The sequence below is a fragment of the Methylobacterium sp. 092160098-2 genome, assembly GCF_028920805.1.
GTDB classification, from domain to species: domain Bacteria; phylum Pseudomonadota; class Alphaproteobacteria; order Rhizobiales; family Beijerinckiaceae; genus Methylobacterium; species Methylobacterium fujisawaense.
Genome location: NZ_JAQPZJ010000003.1, coordinates 164,727 through 179,746, shown reverse-complemented (window position 1 = coordinate 179,746; position 15,020 = coordinate 164,727). Strand labels below are relative to the sequence as shown.

The following is a 15,020-nucleotide window of genomic DNA, read 5'->3' as shown; positions in this document are numbered from 1 at the left end:
GGACGGCGCCATGCCGTCCGAAATGCCGTCCGCCCTGCCCACGATCCTGCTGCTGGCGGTGCCCCTCGCCGCCGCCCTCTCGGCGGGCCTGATCCTGCGCCTGCGCCCGCTGCTGCAGCGCTACGCCCTGGCCCGGCCGAATGCCCGCTCGAGCCACACCGTGCCGACCCCGCAGGGGGGCGGAATCGCCGTGGTCACGGCGTTCGTCACGATCTCGGGCCTGCTGATCGCGGCGCCGGAGATCGGAGGCCGTCCGGATTGGATCTGGCTTTCCGGCTGCGCCCTGGCCCTGGCGCTCCTTGGTGCGGTGGACGACATCCGGCCGCTGCCGGCCGCGCTGCGGCTCGCCGTGCAGGCTCTGGTGGTCGGCCTGCTGGTCTGGCACGTGGACGGGCGCTTGCTGCCCGGTCTGCCGCTCTGGCTGGAGCGCGGCCTCGCGCTGCTGGCGGGCCTGTGGTTCGTCAACCTGACGAACTTCATGGACGGGCTCGACTGGATGACGGTGGCGGAGATCGTCCCGGTGGCGGGCGCGCTCCTGCTGTTCGGCCTCGCCGGGCGCCTGCCGCCGCTGCCGACGCTGGTTGCGGCGAGCCTCCTGGGGGCGGTGCTCGGCTTCGCGCCGTTCAACCGGCCGGTCGCAAAGCTCTTCCTCGGGGATGTCGGCTCGCTGCCGATCGGGCTCGTCACCGCCTGGCTGCTGTGCCAGCTGGCCCTGGCGGGCGGCCTCGCCGCGGCCCTGCTGCTGCCGCTCGTCTATCTCGCCGATGCCAGCCTGACCCTCGGCGCCCGGGCGGCGCGGGGCGAGCGGGTCTGGGAAGCCCATCGCGGTCACCATTACCAGCGGGCCACCGTCAACGGGCTCAGCGTCCCCGGCGTGGTGGGCCGGGTGTTTGCGGCCAATCTCGCCCTGGCGGCGCTCGCCGCCGCGACCTTGCTTTGGCCGTCCTGGCCGGTCACGCTCGCCGCCCTGGCAGCCGGGCTCGCCCTGGTCGCCGCCCTGCTCCGCCGCTTCGCCCGCGCCCCGGCGCCGGCCCCAGCCGAAGGTGCCGCTCAGCCGTGACCGGACTCATCGCGCTCACCGGGGCGACCGGCTTTATCGGCCGGCATCTGCTCGCCGACCTCACCGCGCGCGGCTACCGGGTCCGCGTGCTGCTGCGCCGGCCGACGAGCGTGCCGGAGGGCGCCGCGAGCGCGGTGGTCGGCGACCTGACGCGCCCGATCAACATGGCGGCGGCCCTCAGCGGCGTCGACGCGGTGGTGCACTCGGCGGGCCTCGCCCACGCCAACCTCGGCCCGACGCCGTCGGGCGCCCCGGAGGACGATTACCGGACGCTCAACACCGAGGCGACGCGCAAGCTCGCGGAGGCGGCGGCGCGCGCGAAGGTGCGCCGCTTCGTGTTCCTGTCCTCGATCCGCGCCCAGGTCGGGGCGAGCGCACCGGGCGTGGTCGGGGAGGGCGATCCGCCCCGGCCCACCGACGCCTACGGCCGCTCCAAGCTGGAGGCCGAACGAGCGCTCGCCGAGACCGGGCTGGACTGGGTCGCCCTGCGCCCGGTCCTCGTCTACGGGGCGGGCGTGAAGGGCAACATGGCCGCCCTGCTGCGGCTGGCGCGCAGCCCCTATCCGCTGCCGCTGGGCGGCCTCGCGGCGCGGCGCTCGCTGATCTCCCTGGAGAGCCTGTCGGGCGCCGTGGACGCGGCGCTGGCAGCGCCCGGCCCCCTGAACCGCGCCCTCATCGCCGCCGACCCGGATCCGCTCAGCCTGCCCGAGATGATCGCGTCCCTCCGCCAGGGCCTCGGCCGCGGCCCGGGCCTCGTCCCGGTGCCGGCCGGGCTCATCAAGCTGGCCTGCCGGCTGACCGGCCGGGACACGCAGTTCGCCCGCGTCGCCGAGGGGCTCGTCGCCCGCGCCGACGGCCTCGCGGCCCTCGGCTGGAGGCCGGCCGGGCCGACCCGCGACGGACTCGCCCGGCTGGCCCGCGACGGCGGCTGACGGCGCGGGCCAAGCTCAGCCGCCCGCGTAGATGTCGGTGATCGTGCCGAGCAGCGACAGGGCGTCCGCCTTCGAGCGCTGGAAGGCGTTGCGGCCCACGATCGAGCCGAAGCCGCCGCCCGCCTGGATGGCGCGGATCTCGTCGAGGAAGGGGGCCTCCTCGGCGTGGGCACCGCCGGAGAAGATCACGATCCGCCGGCCGTTGAAGGCGCATTGCACCACGTGGCGGACGCGCTCGGCCGCGGTGCCGATCGGGATGCCGGTGGCTTCGTAGACCTGTTTGGCCGCCGGTTGCTCGATATGGGCGGTGGGCAGCTTCACCTTGATGATGTGCGCGCCGAGCTGCGCGGCGATCTGCGCCGCGTAGCCGATGACGTCGATGGCGGTCTCGCCCGCCTTCGACAGGGCCGAGCCGCGGGCGTAGGACCAGATCACCACGGCGAGCCCGACGCTCTTGGCCTCTTCGGCGATCGCCCGAATCTGGCCGTACATGGCGTTGCGGTGGGCGGAGCCCGGATAGATCGTGAAGCCGACGGCGCAGGCGCCGAGCCGCAGGGCGTCCGCCACCGAGCCGGTGATCGCCTGCTCGGGATCGTCCTCGTCGGCCAGGAGGTCGTGGTCATTGAGCTTGAGGATCAAGGGGATGCGCCCCGCATAGTCCCGCGCCCCCGCCTCCAGGAAGCCGAGCGGCGCCGCGTAGGCGTTGCACCCCGCCGCCAGGGCCAGCTCGAAATGGTACAGCGGGTCGTAGGCTGGCGGATTCGGGCCGAAGCTCCGGGCGGGGCCGTGCTCGAAACCCTGGTCCACCGGCAGGATCAGCATCTTGCCGGTGCCGCCGAGCTTTCCGTGCTCCAGCATCCGGGCGAGGTTGGCGAGCGTCCCGGGGCTGTCGGCCCCGTACCACGACAGGATCTCGGTGACGCGTGGGGATCGGTCCATCGGGCAGCCTCCTGTTCGGAGACCGTCGCGCCGCATGCCCTGCGCCGTACGCCGTGCCATGCCGTGCGCGGACGGCCCGCCTTCGGAACGGGGCGGGCAAAACCGAGGTTCCCGCACGCGGCGCTTTCGGCTAACCGGATGGGGAGATGGGCGCCCGGAATCCGGTGGCTGAAAGCCCCGGGATCGGCCCAGAGATTCGCATCAGAGGTTCGCTCATGCGCAGGCTGATCCTGTTGCGGCACGCGAAGTCCGACCGTCCGCCGGGCGTGGCGGACCACGAGCGCCCGCTCAATGCCCGCGGCCGGCGGGCGGCCCCGGCGGTGGGCGCCCACCTCGCGCGGGAAGGCCTCTGCCCGGATCTCGCCCTGGTCTCGACCGCTGCACGGACGCGCGAGACCTGGGAGGCGATGGCGGCCACGCTCGGCAATCCCGAGACGCGCTGGCGGCCCGAGATCTACGAGGCGCCGGCGCAGCGGATTCTCGCGGTGATCCGGGAGGCGCCCGACACCGTCGGCACGGTGATCGTCGTCGGCCACAATCCGGGACTCGGCGACCTCGCGGCGGGGCTGGCGGGGGCGGGGCCGCGGGCGGCGCGGGACCGCCTCGCCCTGGAATTCCCGACCGCGGCCTACGCGGTGATCGACTTCGCGGGCGACCTCTGGGCCGAGGTCGCGCCGGGCCGGGGACGCCTGGAGCGGTTCGTGCGCCCGCGGGACATCGACCCGGATCTGGCCGGCTGACGCCTCAGGCGACCGGCACCGCGACGGCGTGCGCCTCGACCTCGGCGTGGCTCGGCAGGGGCGAGCCCGGCACGAAGGCCTCGAAGGCCGCCCAGAAATCCTGCCGGATCGCGTCCCGCTCGGTGAGGATCTCGTGCCGGGAATCCGGCAGGACCAAGATATGGCCGGCCTTCAGCCGGGCCGCGAAGCGCTCGGTGTCCGGCGTGCCGCAAACCGGGTCGGCCCCCGCCGCGACGATCAGGGTCGGCAGCGTGATCCGCGGCGCCGCCCGCGGGTCGCGCAGGCGCGCCATCGCGCGGAACGCCTCGGCGAGCCACGCGATCGTCGGATCGCCGACCGCGCCGGCGCCGACCTCCCGGGCCGCCGCGGCATTGCGGGCGTAGCGGACCGGATCCCGCGACAGCCTGTTGCCGGCGAAGGGGTTGGTGGCGATCGAGACCGGCTTGCCGAGCGGGATGTACCGGCTCCCGAGGCCCAGACGGTGCAGGCCCTGCGACAGCAGCGCGGCGCCGGCCGGCCAGCGGATCATCCGGATCGACAGCATCGGGGCCACGGTCACCAGCCGCCGGAACGGCAGCCAGCCGTCCAGGGCGCCCAGGAGAGCGACGCATCCGCCCATGGAATGCGCGAGGCCGACATGGGGCTCGGGCATCAGGGGCACCAGGACGGTCTCGGCCACGGCCCGCAGGTCGAGGCGGTAATCGTCGAACCGGGCGACGTGGCCCTTGTGGGGATTGTCCACCCGCCGGTCCGACTCGCCCTGGCCGCGCCAGTCGAAGGCGACGACCGCGAAGCCCCGCGCCCGCAGCTCGTGGATCGTCTCGTAGTACTTCTCGATGAACTCGGCCCGGCCCTGGAGCAGGCAGACCGTACCCCGGCAGGTGCGCGCCGTCGTCTGCCAGTAGGCCGCCCGCAGGGTGCAATCGTCGCGCGTGCCGACCGCGATCAGCGTGCCGCCCGGCGGGACCGGATTGTCGGGCGTGCTGCGCAGGGTCAGGAGCGGCGGCTCGCGCCCGGTACCACCGTCGAAGCGTCTCACTGGCCTCACCTCAGCGCGTCCGTGCACCGCCCGCTGCACCCGCGGACCGTAGCGAAAAAATTGCGATTCCTGCCATCGCCCGGGGTCTTGAAGGGCGATTTTCCCCCTCCGATATCTCGTCTGTGCCGGCCGTCAGGCGGCACGAAAGACGGGTCCGGCCCATCGGGCGGACCGGAATTGCATGTTGCTCACACGAGGATATGTCATGCGTCAGTTCGATCTCGCTCCCCTGTACCGTTCCACCGTCGGCTTCGACCGCCTGTTTTCCGCCCTCGACCAGTTCGCGAGCGCCGAGGCGGCCCCGACCTATCCGCCCTACAACATCGAGCGGACCGGCGAGAACGCCTACCGCATCACCGTCGCGGTCGCCGGCTTCACCGAGTCCGACCTGTCGATCGAGGTGCGGGAGAACGCCCTCACGCTGAAGGGCGAGCGCAAGGCCGAGGGCAAGGCGGAGTTCCTGCACCAGGGCATCGCGGCCCGCGCCTTCGAGCGCCGGTTCCAGCTCGCCGACCACGTCCAGGTGACGGGTGCGGCGCTCGAGAACGGCCTCCTCCACATCGACCTCGTCCGCGAGGTTCCGGAGGCGAAGAAGCCCCGTCGCATCGAGATCGCCACGGCGGCGCGCCCGAGCGCTCCGGTGATCGAGGGCGATGTCCGCAAGGACGCGGTCCAGCGGGCCGCCTGATCCCGCGCCCGCGCGGAACCGTCAGGTTGATGGAGCGCCCCGGCCCCGGCCGGGGCGCTTTCTTGCGTGGGCTGTCATAATGGCGTGTGCCCTTCGTGCTCTGTGTCGGATTCGACGGTGCACGGACGCGCACCCGGAGTGAACCCGACCATGGTCGCCAATCTCGCCCGCGGAGCCTACAGCGCGCTCGGAGCCGGCTGGCACAAGGGCGTGCAATGGGGGGTCGGCGCGCCGATCGCGAAGCTGCGCCGCCGGTCGATGCCGCTCCCGGGCGTCGAGGGGGCGAACGGAATCGCCGATCTCCTCTCGGCCGAGCGGGCGATCCGCCTGCCGGAGCCGTTCGAGGGGCGCAGCCTCGGCCGCATCGGCAGCCTGGAGGTGCGGCTGGCGACGCGAAAATCCGAGATCCGGCGGGCGCAGCGGCTGCGCTACAAGGTCTTCTACGAGGAGATGTCGGCGGTGCCCTCCGGGCTCGCCGCCCTGTCCCGGCGCGACGTCGACAGCTACGACGCGGTCTGCGATCACCTCCTCGTCCTCGACCATGCCGCCCCGAAGCGGAAGAAGCCCTTCGTCGAGCCGCGTCCGAAGGTCGTCGGCACCTACCGGTTGCTGCGCGGCGCGGTGGCCGAGCGGCATACCGGCTTCTATTCCGAGAGCGAGTACGACCTCGCGCCGCTGCTGGCCGCCCAGGGGCATCGGCGGCTCCTGGAACTCGGCCGTTCCTGCGTGCTCAAGCCGTACCGGAGCAAGCGCACTGTCGAGCTGCTCTGGCAGGGGATCTACGCCTACGTCCTGCACCACAAGATCGACGCGCTGATCGGCTGCGCCAGCCTGGAGGGCACCGATCCGGACCGGCTGGCCCTGCCGCTCGCCTTCCTGCACCACCATGCCCGCGCACCGGAGGGCTGGCGGGCCCGGGCACTGCCGAAGCGTGCCGTGGCGATGGACCGGATGCCGAAGGAGGCCGTGGACACGAAGGCCGCGCTTCACGCCCTGCCGCCGCTGATCAAGGGCTACCTGCGCCTCGGCGCGACCTTCGGCGACGGCGCGGTGATCGACCACCAGTTCGGCACGACGGACGTGTTCGTGACGCTGCCGGTGGAGGTGATCGGCGCGCGCTACCGGGGCCATTTCGCGCCGGCCGGGTGAGGGGCCGGCGCGGCCCGAGGCCGTCATCCAGCCATCCCTCCTCATCCTGAGGTGCGGGCGCGCAGCGGCCGCCTCGAAGGAGACGTCCAGCCAGCCGCGCGATCCCTGGAGCCCGCCTTCGGGCCCGCTTCGCAGTCACGTCAGGATCAGAGGACCTGTCGGGAGCAACGAACCCTTCGGCCCCGTCCCTACAGATCCCCCAGCGCCAGCTGACCCTGGTTGCGTGCCTTCGGCGGCGCGGCCTTACGCTCCTTGGCCCGTGCGGAGGCGGCGCGGGCAACGGGCGGCTTCTTGGGCTTCGGGTCGCCGCGCATCCGGGCGACCGCCTTGTCGCGGGCCACGGCCTCCGGGGCCGTGGGATCGTCGGTCAGCCACTTGCCGCGCTTGATCACCTCGTTCACGCGGCCCTGGTTGACCCCGACCTTGAAGGCGATCTCCTGCTGGGTCATGCCGGTCGTGGCGTGCAGGTCGAGGATCGCCCGGGCGAGCTCCGGGGTCATCTTCTGACCCGTCAGGCGCCGGGCGGGCTTCACCGTGCGGGTCGCGCGGTCGCGCTCGCGCAGGCGCTCCAGAAGCGCCAACGCCATGTTCATGCCGTGCTCGCGCAGGGCCTCTTCGAATTCCTTCAACGTCGCCATCGGCGCCAACCTCCGCCGGGCTCTCGGGCCGGTTACTCGCGGGGGAACGTGCCGGGAACGAAGCGGTTGCGCAAGCCGAGGGGCGAGGGGGGCCGCACCGTGTCGGTGGACGGCGGGTGTCATCCACCGGAAATGCGCGGCCCTGGCCTCCCCCGGCGGCTCGGCGCCAGAGGCCGGGGGTCAGGACGGCCGTCAGTCCGCCGACGATGATCACCCCGATCCGCAGGATCGCCTCCGGCGAGGCGCCCAGCCTCCTCGTCCGGGCGCTGGAGGCGGGGCGACGGGCGAGCCGCGGCGCTGGCGGATCGGCGAGGATTTCAGGTCGATGGCGGAGGGGTTTATGCCGCGGCTGCCACGGGCTACGCGACGCTCTCGGCCCTGCGCGTCACCAAGGCCAAGCGCTCGGAATACGACCACCTGATCCGGCACCTGCACGACGCACTGAAGCGGGACGAGACCTCTCAGGCCGAGTCGCCCCAGGCCGACGTGGACTTCCAACCCGGCGAGACCTGGGGCACTTTCTCGGACCTCGTGATGCACGGGGCCATGGGCGGCCGTTCCATGCTGGAGCAGACCGTCTATCTGCCGGTCTCGGCGCAGGCCGACCCCTCTTCAAGCCCGCATCGCTTCCTGGCGGCCAAGCTCGGCCGCGTCCTCCGCACCTGAGACAAGGACATCAGACCATGATCCTCGAGATCGCGCAGATCGAGATCAAGCCCGGCATGGAGGCCGAGTTCGAGGCAGGCATCACCGAAGCCTCGGCGATCTTCAAGGCGGCCAAGGGCTGCCGGGCCTTCGAGGTGCGGCGCTCCGTCGAGCATCCGCAGCGCTACCGGCTGCTGATCCACTGGGACACGCTGGAGGCCCACACCAAGGACTTCACCGGCTCGCAGCCCTGGCAGGAGTATCGCGCCCTGGTCTCCCACTGCTTCGCCGGACCGGTGGCCGTCGAGCATACCGAGCAGGTTCTGAAGGCGTTCTGAGCGCCGCCGCGCTGCGCCCCGGACGGCGCCCGCCAGAGGGGCGACGCGTTGCGGCGCGCGCCTCCGGTGCTAGGCTCCCGCATGAGCGAACCCGAAGCGAATCATCGGGGGCGCGGCAGGCGGGAACCAGGCTGGGGAACAGGCTGATGGCGCGGCTCGGACAGCTCGCGGGTGCCCTGGCGCTCCTCGGATGGATCGCGGGGCCGGCCCTTGCCCAGACCGCGCCGGCGGCCCGCACGACCGCACGGCCGGTGTCGGCCGCATCGGCGTCGTTCGCGAAGAGCTTCGTCCGGGCCGACCTCGCCAGCGCGGCGGTCCGCCTGGAGACCGCGCTGAAGGCGGAAGCCGGCGGACCGCTGCGGCCGGCCGGCCAGTCCCGCGCCGCCGGGCTGGCCCTGCTCACCGCCGACAAGCCGGACGAGGCGGTGGCGCCGCTCGCCGCCGCGGTGGCGGCCGACCCGGCCGACGCGCGCAACTGGCAGGCCTATGCCCGCGGGGCCGCGGCGGCCCTGGGCGCGCTCGAGGACAACGACTATCAGGGCCGGTCGCGCCTGCGCGGTCGGGTGACGGCCGCCGCCTACCGCGCCTACGAGCGCGCCGGCACGGCCGCCGACGCCGCGGCGTCGCTGGCGGCCCTGGGGGCGGCAGAGGCCGAGCAGGAATCCTGGCGCCCGGCGCTGGACGCCTACGCAGCGAGCCTCGCCCTGGCCGAGACCGGTTCGGTCCGGGAGACCTACGAGACCCTGCGCGCGCAGCACGGCTTCCGCATCCTCGACTACAAGGTCGATTCCGACGCGGCCGCCCCGCGGGCCTGCTTCACCTTCTCGGAGGCGATCAAGCCCAAGACCGACTACGCCCCCTTCGTCGCCGTCTCGGGTAGCAGCGCGGCCGCGGTGACCGGGGAGGGCTCCCAGGTCTGCGTCGACGGGCTCAAGCACGGCGGCCGCTACGCCATCGTGGTCCGCCAGGGCCTGCCCTCGGCCGTCGGCGAGAGCCTGCTCAAGGCCGCCGATTACGAGATCTACGTCCGCGACCGCGCCCCGCAGGTGCGCTTCACCGGCCGCAATTACGTCCTGCCGCGGACCGGGCAGGCGGGCGTGCCCCTGGTCTCGGTGAACGCGCCGAAGCTCGACGTCGAGGTGCTGCGCATCGGCGACCGCAGCCTGCTGCCGACCCTGCGGTCGGAGGACTTCCTGGGCCAGCTCAGCGGATCCACCGCCCGGACGATCGCCTCCGAGAAGGGCCAGCGCGTCTGGAAGGGCACCCTCGACACCGCCAAGGCCGAGATCAATCAGGAGGCCGTCACCGCCTTCCCGGTGCTGCAGGCCGTGGGCAAGCTGGAGCCCGGCCTCTACGTGATGCTGGCCCGCCCCTCGGGCACGGCCGCCTCCGACGAGGAATACGATACGCAGGCGACCCAGTGGTTCGTGGTCTCCGACCTGGGACTCACCGCCACCAAGGGCCGGGACGGGGTCACCGTGGTCCTGCGCTCGCTGGCCTCCGCGCAGGTGATGGCGGGCGCCGAGATCCGGCTGATCGCCCGCAACAACGAGGTGCTGGGCACGCGGACCACGGATTTGCAGGGGCACGTCGCCTTCGATCCGGGTCTCGCCCGCGGGGAGGGCGGTCTGGCGCCGAGCCTCGTGGTCGCCCAGGCGGGCGGCGATTACGGCTTCCTCGACCTCAATCTCGGCGCCTTCGACCTCACCGACCGCGGCGTGAAGGGGCGGCCGGAGACCGGCGGCCTCGACGCCTACCTGTTCCCGGAGCGCGGGGTCTATCGCACGGGCGAGACCGTCCAGCTCACCGCCCTGCTGCGCGACCCCCGCGGCGCCGCCGTGCCGGACCTGCCGCTGACCCTGGTGGTCAAGCGGCCGGACGGCGTCGAGTACCGGCGCGTCTCGGTGCCCGACCAAGGGCTCGGCGGCCGCGCCCTGCCGCTGCCGCTCCTGTCGGGGGCGATGCACGGCACATGGCGGGTCTCGGCCTACACGGACCCGAAGGCGCCCGCGATCGGCGAGACCAGCTTCCTCGTGGAGGATTACGTCCCCGAGCGGCTGGAGGTGACCCTCAAGGCCCGGCAGGTGGCCCTGAACCGGGGCGAGGCCGCGCAGGTCGACGTCGCCGCCCGCTACCTCTACGGCGCCCCGGGGGCGGACCTCGACGTGTCGGGCAGCGTGACCGTGCAGGCGGCGGCCGCCAGCGGCATCAAGGGGCTGGAGGCCTACGCCATCGGTCTCGACGACGAGGCCGTGGAGCCGGCGACGCAGGAGTTGCAGGAGCATGCCACCACGAACGCGCAGGGCGGCGCCACCGTCACGGTGCCGGTGCCCCAGGTCGCGGCCCCGCGCGCCCTGGAGGCGAAGATCACGCTGGCGGTCGGCGAGCCCGGCGGCCGGGCGCTGTCGCGCAGCCTGACCCTGCCGATCCTCCCGGCCGGCCCGGTCCTCGCCCTGCGCAAGGGCTTCACCGATCTGAAGGAGGGCGGGGTCGCGGGCTTCGACGCGGTGTTCGCGCGCCCCGACGGGGCGCTCCTCGCCCGGCCAGGCGTGAGCTGGACCCTGTCGCGGATCGATTCCTCCTACCAGTGGTACCGGGCGGAAGGGCGCTGGTCGTTCGAGGCGGTCAAGTCCGCCCGGCGCATCGCCAGCGGCACCGTCGACCTCACGGCCGCCGGTCCGAGCCGGATCGAGGCGCCGGTCGGCCTCGGCCGCTATCGGCTGGAGGTCTCGACCGCGGGTGCCCCGGAGGCGACCGCGAGCCTCGGCTTCGAGGTGGGCTGGGGCGGCTCCGAGACCGCGGAGGCGCCCGACCTCCTCGACCTGACCCTCGACAAGGCCGCCTACGCGGCCGGCGACACGCTGCGGGCCAAGCTCAGCCCGACGTTCAAGGGTCAGGCCAGCCTGATGGTCGTCAGCGACCGCGTGCACCAGACCCTGGAGGTCAGCGTGCCGGAGGGCGGCACCACGGTCAGCATCCCGGTGAAGGCCGAGTGGGGCGCCGGCGCCTACCTGGTGGCCACCGCCTACCGGCCCCTCGACCAGGCGGCCAAGCGCCTGCCGGGCCGGGCGCTGGGTCTGGCGTGGTTCTCGGTCGACCGCGAGCGGCGCAGCCTCGGGGTCGCCCTGAAGGCGCCGGAGCGGGCGCGTCCGCGCCAGGACCTGACCCTGCCGGTCCAGCTCACCGGACTGAAGGCCGGCGCGCCGGCACGGATCACCGTGGCGCTGGTCGATGTCGGCATCCTTAACCTGACCCGCTACGCGGCGCCGAACCCGACCCAGTACTTCCTCGGACAGCGGGCGCTCGGGCCGGAGGTCCGCGACCTCTACGGCTACCTGATCGACGGCATGCAGGGCTCGGCCGGGGCGATCCGCTCCGGCGGCGACGCGGGCGGCGGCGAACTCGCCGATTCCCCGCCGACCCAGGCGCCGCTGGCGCTCTATTCCGGAGTCGTCACCGTGGGGCCGGACGGCGCGGCCAGTGTGACCTTCCCGATCCCGGCCTTCAACGGCACCGGTCGCGTCATGGTCACCGCCTGGAGCGGCGACCGGGTCGGGCAGGCGCAGGCCGACGTGATCATCCGCGATCCGGTCGTGCTCAGCGCCACGCTGCCGCGCTTCCTCGACACCGGCGACCGCTCGCGCCTGTTCGTGGCCCTCGACAATGTCGAGGGGCCGGCGGGCGAGTACACGGTCGACCTGAGCCCGACCGGCCCGGTCGTGGTCGGCGCCAGCGCGCTGCGCCAGACGCTGCGGCTGGAAGCCGGAGCCAAGGGCCAGTTCGCGATCCCGCTCACCGCCGCCGGACCGGGCACGGCCCGCCTCGACCTCGCCTTGTCGGGGCCCGGGCTCCCGGGCGCCCTGAACCAGAGCTTCGCCCTGGGGATCTCTCCGGGGACCGGCGCCCTGCTGCGCCGCTCGGTGCGCAGCCTCGCCCCGGGGGTCGGCCTGACGCTGACCTCGGACCTCCTCGCCGACCTGCAGCCGGGGACCGGCAGCGTCTCGCTCTCGGCCACGGCCCTGCCGGGGGTCGACGTGGCGGCGCTGCTCCGGGCCCTCGACCGCTACCCCTACGGCTGCTCCGAGCAGATGGTGAGCCGGGCGATGCCGCTCCTCTACGTCAACAAGCTCGCGGCCCTGGAGAAGCTCGCCCTCGACAACGGCGCCGACGATCGGGTGCGCGAGTCGATCGAGCGCCTGCTCGCCCGCCAGGATTCGAGCGGCGATTTCGGCCTGTGGTCGGCCCAGGGGTCGAGCGATCTCTGGCTCGACGCCTACGTGACCGACTTCCTCACCCGCGCCCGCGAGCGCAACTTCGCGGTGCCGCAGAAGGCCTTCGCCCAGGCGTTGGACTACCTGCGCAACGCCGTGGCCAACGCCACCGAGGTGCGCAACGGCGGCGCTGACCTCGCCTACGCGGCCTACGTGCTTGCCCGGAACGGCCGGCCGGTGATGGGCGACCTGCGCTACCTCGCCGACACCAAGATCGGCGACTTCTCCTCCGCCCTCGGGCGCGCGCAGCTCGCCGCCGCCCTGGCCCTGCTCGGCGACCGCGGCCGGGCCGCCAAGACAATGGACTCGGCGCTCACCCTGCTGCGCGCCGACCGCGACAAGGGCCTGTACCGCGCCGATTACGGCTCCCGCCTGCGCGACGGGGCCGGGCTGATCACGCTCGCCGCCGAGAGCGGGCTGGCGCAGGGGGCGCTGGGCCCCGCCGCTTCCGTGCTCGGCGAGGAGCAGCAGGCCGAGCGGGCGACGAGCACGCAGGAGAATGCCTGGATGGTGCTCGCCGCCGAGAGCCTGTCGAACGAGGCGGGCGCCCTCTCGTTCACCGTGGACGGCGCCCCGCAGACCGGAATGCTGGCCCGGGTCTACCGGGAGGCGGCCCTGGCCGACCGGGGCGTTCAGCTCACCAATACCGGGCGCAGCCCCGTGCAGGTGGCCGTGACCGTCAACGGCAGCCCTCTGGTGCCGGAGCCGGCAGCGCAGCAGGGCTACACGATCGAGCGCAGCTTCCGGCGGCTGGACGGCAGCACCGTCGACCCGGCGAGCGGCCTGCGCCAGAACGACCGGCTCGTGGTCGTGCTCAAGGTCACCGAGGCCAAGGCGGAAGCGGCGCGGCTCCTGCTGGTCGATCCGCTGCCAGCGGGGCTGGAGATCGACAATCCGAAGCTCCTCGACGCCGACGCGCTCCAGGGGCTCGCCTTCGCCAAGTCCGACGTCCAGCCGGTCCACACCGAGTTCCGGGACGACCGGTTCGTGGCGGCCTACGACCGCGACCCGAGCCAGTCGGCCTTCTTCACGGTAGCCTACACGGTGCGGGCGGTCTCGCCCGGGACCTACGTCCATCCGGGCGCCACCGTGGAGGACATGTACCGGCCGGCCCGGTTCGGCCGGACCGCCTCGGGCAGCGTGACGGTCGGGACGGCGAAGTAGGACGGGCGGCGTTCGAGCACTGCGCTCGCGAGGACGTCGGTGCTGAAGCCCTCGTCCGGACCCGCCTCGGACGCGACGGCGCAACCCGCCGGGCCGGGCCGCTGCGTTGCGGCGGGCACATGGTGCGTCGCGGAACCCCCATAATCGCCCGTCCATTCCCATAGGTCCCATTCGGAACCCGTGGAGCGATGCCCGATGCCGGACCTCGACGCGCTCGCCGGCTCCGCAGCCCGCGCGCTGGCCTACCTGCCGTGGTGGGCCGAGAGCCTGATCCTCATCGTCGCCTGCTGCGCCGTGGTGATGCCCCTGCACGGGGTCGTCTACCGGGCGATGAAGCGGGCGGTCTCGGGCAAGAGCCTGTTCTGGCGCTCGCTGGTCTCGCGTACCCGCGGGCCGAGCCGCCTCGGCCTGATCGTGGTGGCGATCAGCCTCGCCTCGACCACGGTGCATCTGTCCTGGGAGGTGCGGATCGCCCTCAACCAGATCCTGCTGGTGGCCTTCGTGACGCTGACCGGCTGGTGCTGCGCCACCGCGCTCCACATCGCCACTGTCATCTACCTGCGCCGGTTCAAGCTCGACGCCGAGGACAACCTGCTGGCGCGCAAGCACTTCACCCAGATGCGCATCCTGGAGCGGGCCGGCGTGACGCTGGTGGCGCTGATCACCCTCTCGGTGGCGCTGATGACCTTCGAGCCGGTGCGCCAGTACGGGGTCAGCCTCCTGGCCTCGGCGGGCGCGGCGGGCCTCGTCCTCGGGCTGGCCATGCAGCCGGTCCTGTCGAACCTCGTGGCCGGCATCCAGATCGCCATCACCCAGCCGATCCGGATCGAGGACGCGATCATCGTCGAGAACGAGTGGGGCTGGGTGGAGGAGATCACCGCCACCTACGTGGTGGTCCGCCTCTGGGACTGGCGCCGGCTGGTCCTGCCGCTGACCTACTTCATCCAGAAGCCGTTTCAGAACTGGACCCGCGACGGCGCCTCGCTGATCGGCAGCGTGTTCGTCTACGTCGACCACCGGGCGCCCGTCGCGGCGATGCGCGAGAAGCTCGCCGAGATCGCCAGGGCCACGCCCCTGTGGGACGGCAAGGTCGTGAACCTCCAGGTCTCGGACGCGAAGGAATCGACGATCGAGATCCGGATGCTGGTGAGCGCCCGCAACGCGCCCCAGGCCTGGGACCTGCGCTGCGTGGTCCGCGAAGCGATGATCACGTGGCTCCAGGCCGAGCACCCGGAGGCCCTGCCGCGGCACCGGACGGAATGGGTCGGCGCCGAGGAGCCGGCCCTGCGCCGGGCGGAGGCGCGGCGGTTCGCGGCGTGAGGCACTGCGTTCAGTGTTGCGGGATTCCCAGCCACGCCCTCATCCTGAGGTGCCGAAGCGCAGCGGAGGACTCGAAGGAGGGCTCCAGGAATCGCAG

At 73.1% G+C, this 15,020-nt stretch carries 11 protein-coding genes and 1 pseudogene; 9 read left to right on the top strand and 3 right to left on the bottom strand.

Annotated features, from left to right (window positions below):
- Positions 1-22: 22 nt before the first annotated feature.
- A complete protein-coding gene (locus PQI07_RS33095) occupies positions 23-1,060 on the top strand; it encodes an MraY family glycosyltransferase (protein ID WP_043347861.1) in 1,038 nt (345 codons plus the stop codon).
- Positions 1,057-1,992, top strand: coding sequence for an NAD-dependent epimerase/dehydratase family protein (locus tag PQI07_RS33090; protein WP_274929001.1), 936 nt, complete (start codon positions 1,057-1,059; stop codon positions 1,990-1,992). The genes PQI07_RS33095 and PQI07_RS33090 overlap by 4 nt, the downstream gene beginning before the upstream one ends.
- Positions 1,993-2,007: 15 nt before the next feature.
- Here the strand turns inward: PQI07_RS33090 and PQI07_RS33085 are convergent, their stop codons facing one another.
- The gene (locus PQI07_RS33085; protein ID WP_274929000.1) at positions 2,008-2,931 is read right to left on the bottom strand and encodes a class I fructose-bisphosphate aldolase; all 924 of its coding nucleotides are present in this window, start codon (positions 2,929-2,931) and stop codon (positions 2,008-2,010) included.
- A 215-nt stretch (positions 2,932-3,146) separates the two neighbouring features.
- Here PQI07_RS33085 and PQI07_RS33080 point away from each other — a divergent pair, with 215 nt between their 5' ends.
- Positions 3,147-3,671 (top strand): SixA phosphatase family protein, encoded by a 525-nt coding sequence (locus tag PQI07_RS33080; RefSeq protein ID WP_111474091.1) that lies wholly within the window; start codon positions 3,147-3,149, stop codon positions 3,669-3,671.
- A gap of 4 nt (positions 3,672-3,675) precedes the next feature.
- On the opposite strand, the gene PQI07_RS33075 is transcribed toward PQI07_RS33080, so the two are convergent.
- A complete protein-coding gene (locus PQI07_RS33075; RefSeq protein WP_051044692.1) occupies positions 3,676-4,710 on the bottom strand; it encodes an alpha/beta fold hydrolase in 1,035 nt (344 codons plus the stop codon).
- 205 nt (positions 4,711-4,915) lie between these two features.
- Between PQI07_RS33075 and PQI07_RS33070 the strand changes: the two genes are divergently transcribed.
- Positions 4,916-5,398, top strand: a complete 483-nt coding sequence (locus PQI07_RS33070; RefSeq protein ID WP_274928999.1) for an Hsp20 family protein — start codon at positions 4,916-4,918, stop codon at positions 5,396-5,398.
- A 150-nt stretch (positions 5,399-5,548) separates the two neighbouring features.
- Positions 5,549-6,547 (top strand): l-ornithine N(alpha)-acyltransferase, encoded by a 999-nt coding sequence (olsB, locus tag PQI07_RS33065; RefSeq protein ID WP_043347850.1) that lies wholly within the window; start codon positions 5,549-5,551, stop codon positions 6,545-6,547.
- A gap of 188 nt (positions 6,548-6,735) precedes the next feature.
- Here the strand turns inward: olsB and PQI07_RS33060 are convergent, their stop codons facing one another.
- A complete protein-coding gene (locus PQI07_RS33060) occupies positions 6,736-7,185 on the bottom strand; it encodes a DNA-directed RNA polymerase sigma-70 factor (protein WP_043347847.1) in 450 nt (149 codons plus the stop codon).
- A 277-nt stretch (positions 7,186-7,462) separates the two neighbouring features.
- Here PQI07_RS33060 and PQI07_RS33055 point away from each other — a divergent pair.
- The 4 genes and pseudogenes from PQI07_RS33055 to PQI07_RS33040 form a co-directional block, all read left to right on the top strand.
- Positions 7,463-7,851: pseudogene (locus PQI07_RS33055) on the top strand (Kdo hydroxylase family protein); the annotation flags it as partial.
- A 17-nt stretch (positions 7,852-7,868) separates the two neighbouring features.
- Positions 7,869-8,168 carry an antibiotic biosynthesis monooxygenase family protein gene (locus tag PQI07_RS33050; RefSeq protein WP_043347845.1) on the top strand — a complete coding sequence of 100 codons (300 nt, stop codon included), beginning with the start codon at positions 7,869-7,871 and terminating at the stop codon, positions 8,166-8,168.
- A 146-nt stretch (positions 8,169-8,314) separates the two neighbouring features.
- Positions 8,315-13,603: an alpha-2-macroglobulin family protein gene (locus PQI07_RS33045; RefSeq protein WP_274928998.1), complete on the top strand. Its 5,289-nt coding sequence runs from the start codon at positions 8,315-8,317 to the stop codon at positions 13,601-13,603.
- A gap of 195 nt (positions 13,604-13,798) precedes the next feature.
- On the top strand, positions 13,799-14,923 hold the full coding sequence (locus PQI07_RS33040; RefSeq protein WP_274928997.1) for a mechanosensitive ion channel family protein: 1,125 nt from the start codon (positions 13,799-13,801) through the stop codon (positions 14,921-14,923).
- The last annotated feature ends 97 nt before the right edge of the window (positions 14,924-15,020 follow it).

Excerpts from the sequence above, each read along its gene's own strand:
- PQI07_RS33050 (WP_043347845.1), top strand. The coding sequence starts at position 7,869 with ATGATCCTCGAGATCGCGCAGATCGAGATCAAGCCCGGCATGGAGGCC.
- PQI07_RS33085 (WP_274929000.1), bottom strand. The coding sequence starts at position 2,931 with ATGGACCGATCCCCACGCGTCACCGAGATCCTGTCGTGGTACGGGGCC.
- PQI07_RS33040 (WP_274928997.1), top strand. The coding sequence starts at position 13,799 with ATGCCGGACCTCGACGCGCTCGCCGGCTCCGCAGCCCGCGCGCTGGCC.
- olsB (WP_043347850.1), top strand. The coding sequence starts at position 5,549 with ATGGTCGCCAATCTCGCCCGCGGAGCCTACAGCGCGCTCGGAGCCGGC.
- PQI07_RS33070 (WP_274928999.1), top strand. The coding sequence starts at position 4,916 with ATGCGTCAGTTCGATCTCGCTCCCCTGTACCGTTCCACCGTCGGCTTC.
- PQI07_RS33095 (WP_043347861.1), top strand. The coding sequence starts at position 23 with ATGCCGTCCGCCCTGCCCACGATCCTGCTGCTGGCGGTGCCCCTCGCC.
- PQI07_RS33080 (WP_111474091.1), top strand. The coding sequence starts at position 3,147 with ATGCGCAGGCTGATCCTGTTGCGGCACGCGAAGTCCGACCGTCCGCCG.
- PQI07_RS33060 (WP_043347847.1), bottom strand. The coding sequence starts at position 7,185 with ATGGCGACGTTGAAGGAATTCGAAGAGGCCCTGCGCGAGCACGGCATG.
- PQI07_RS33045 (WP_274928998.1), top strand. The coding sequence starts at position 8,315 with ATGGCGCGGCTCGGACAGCTCGCGGGTGCCCTGGCGCTCCTCGGATGG.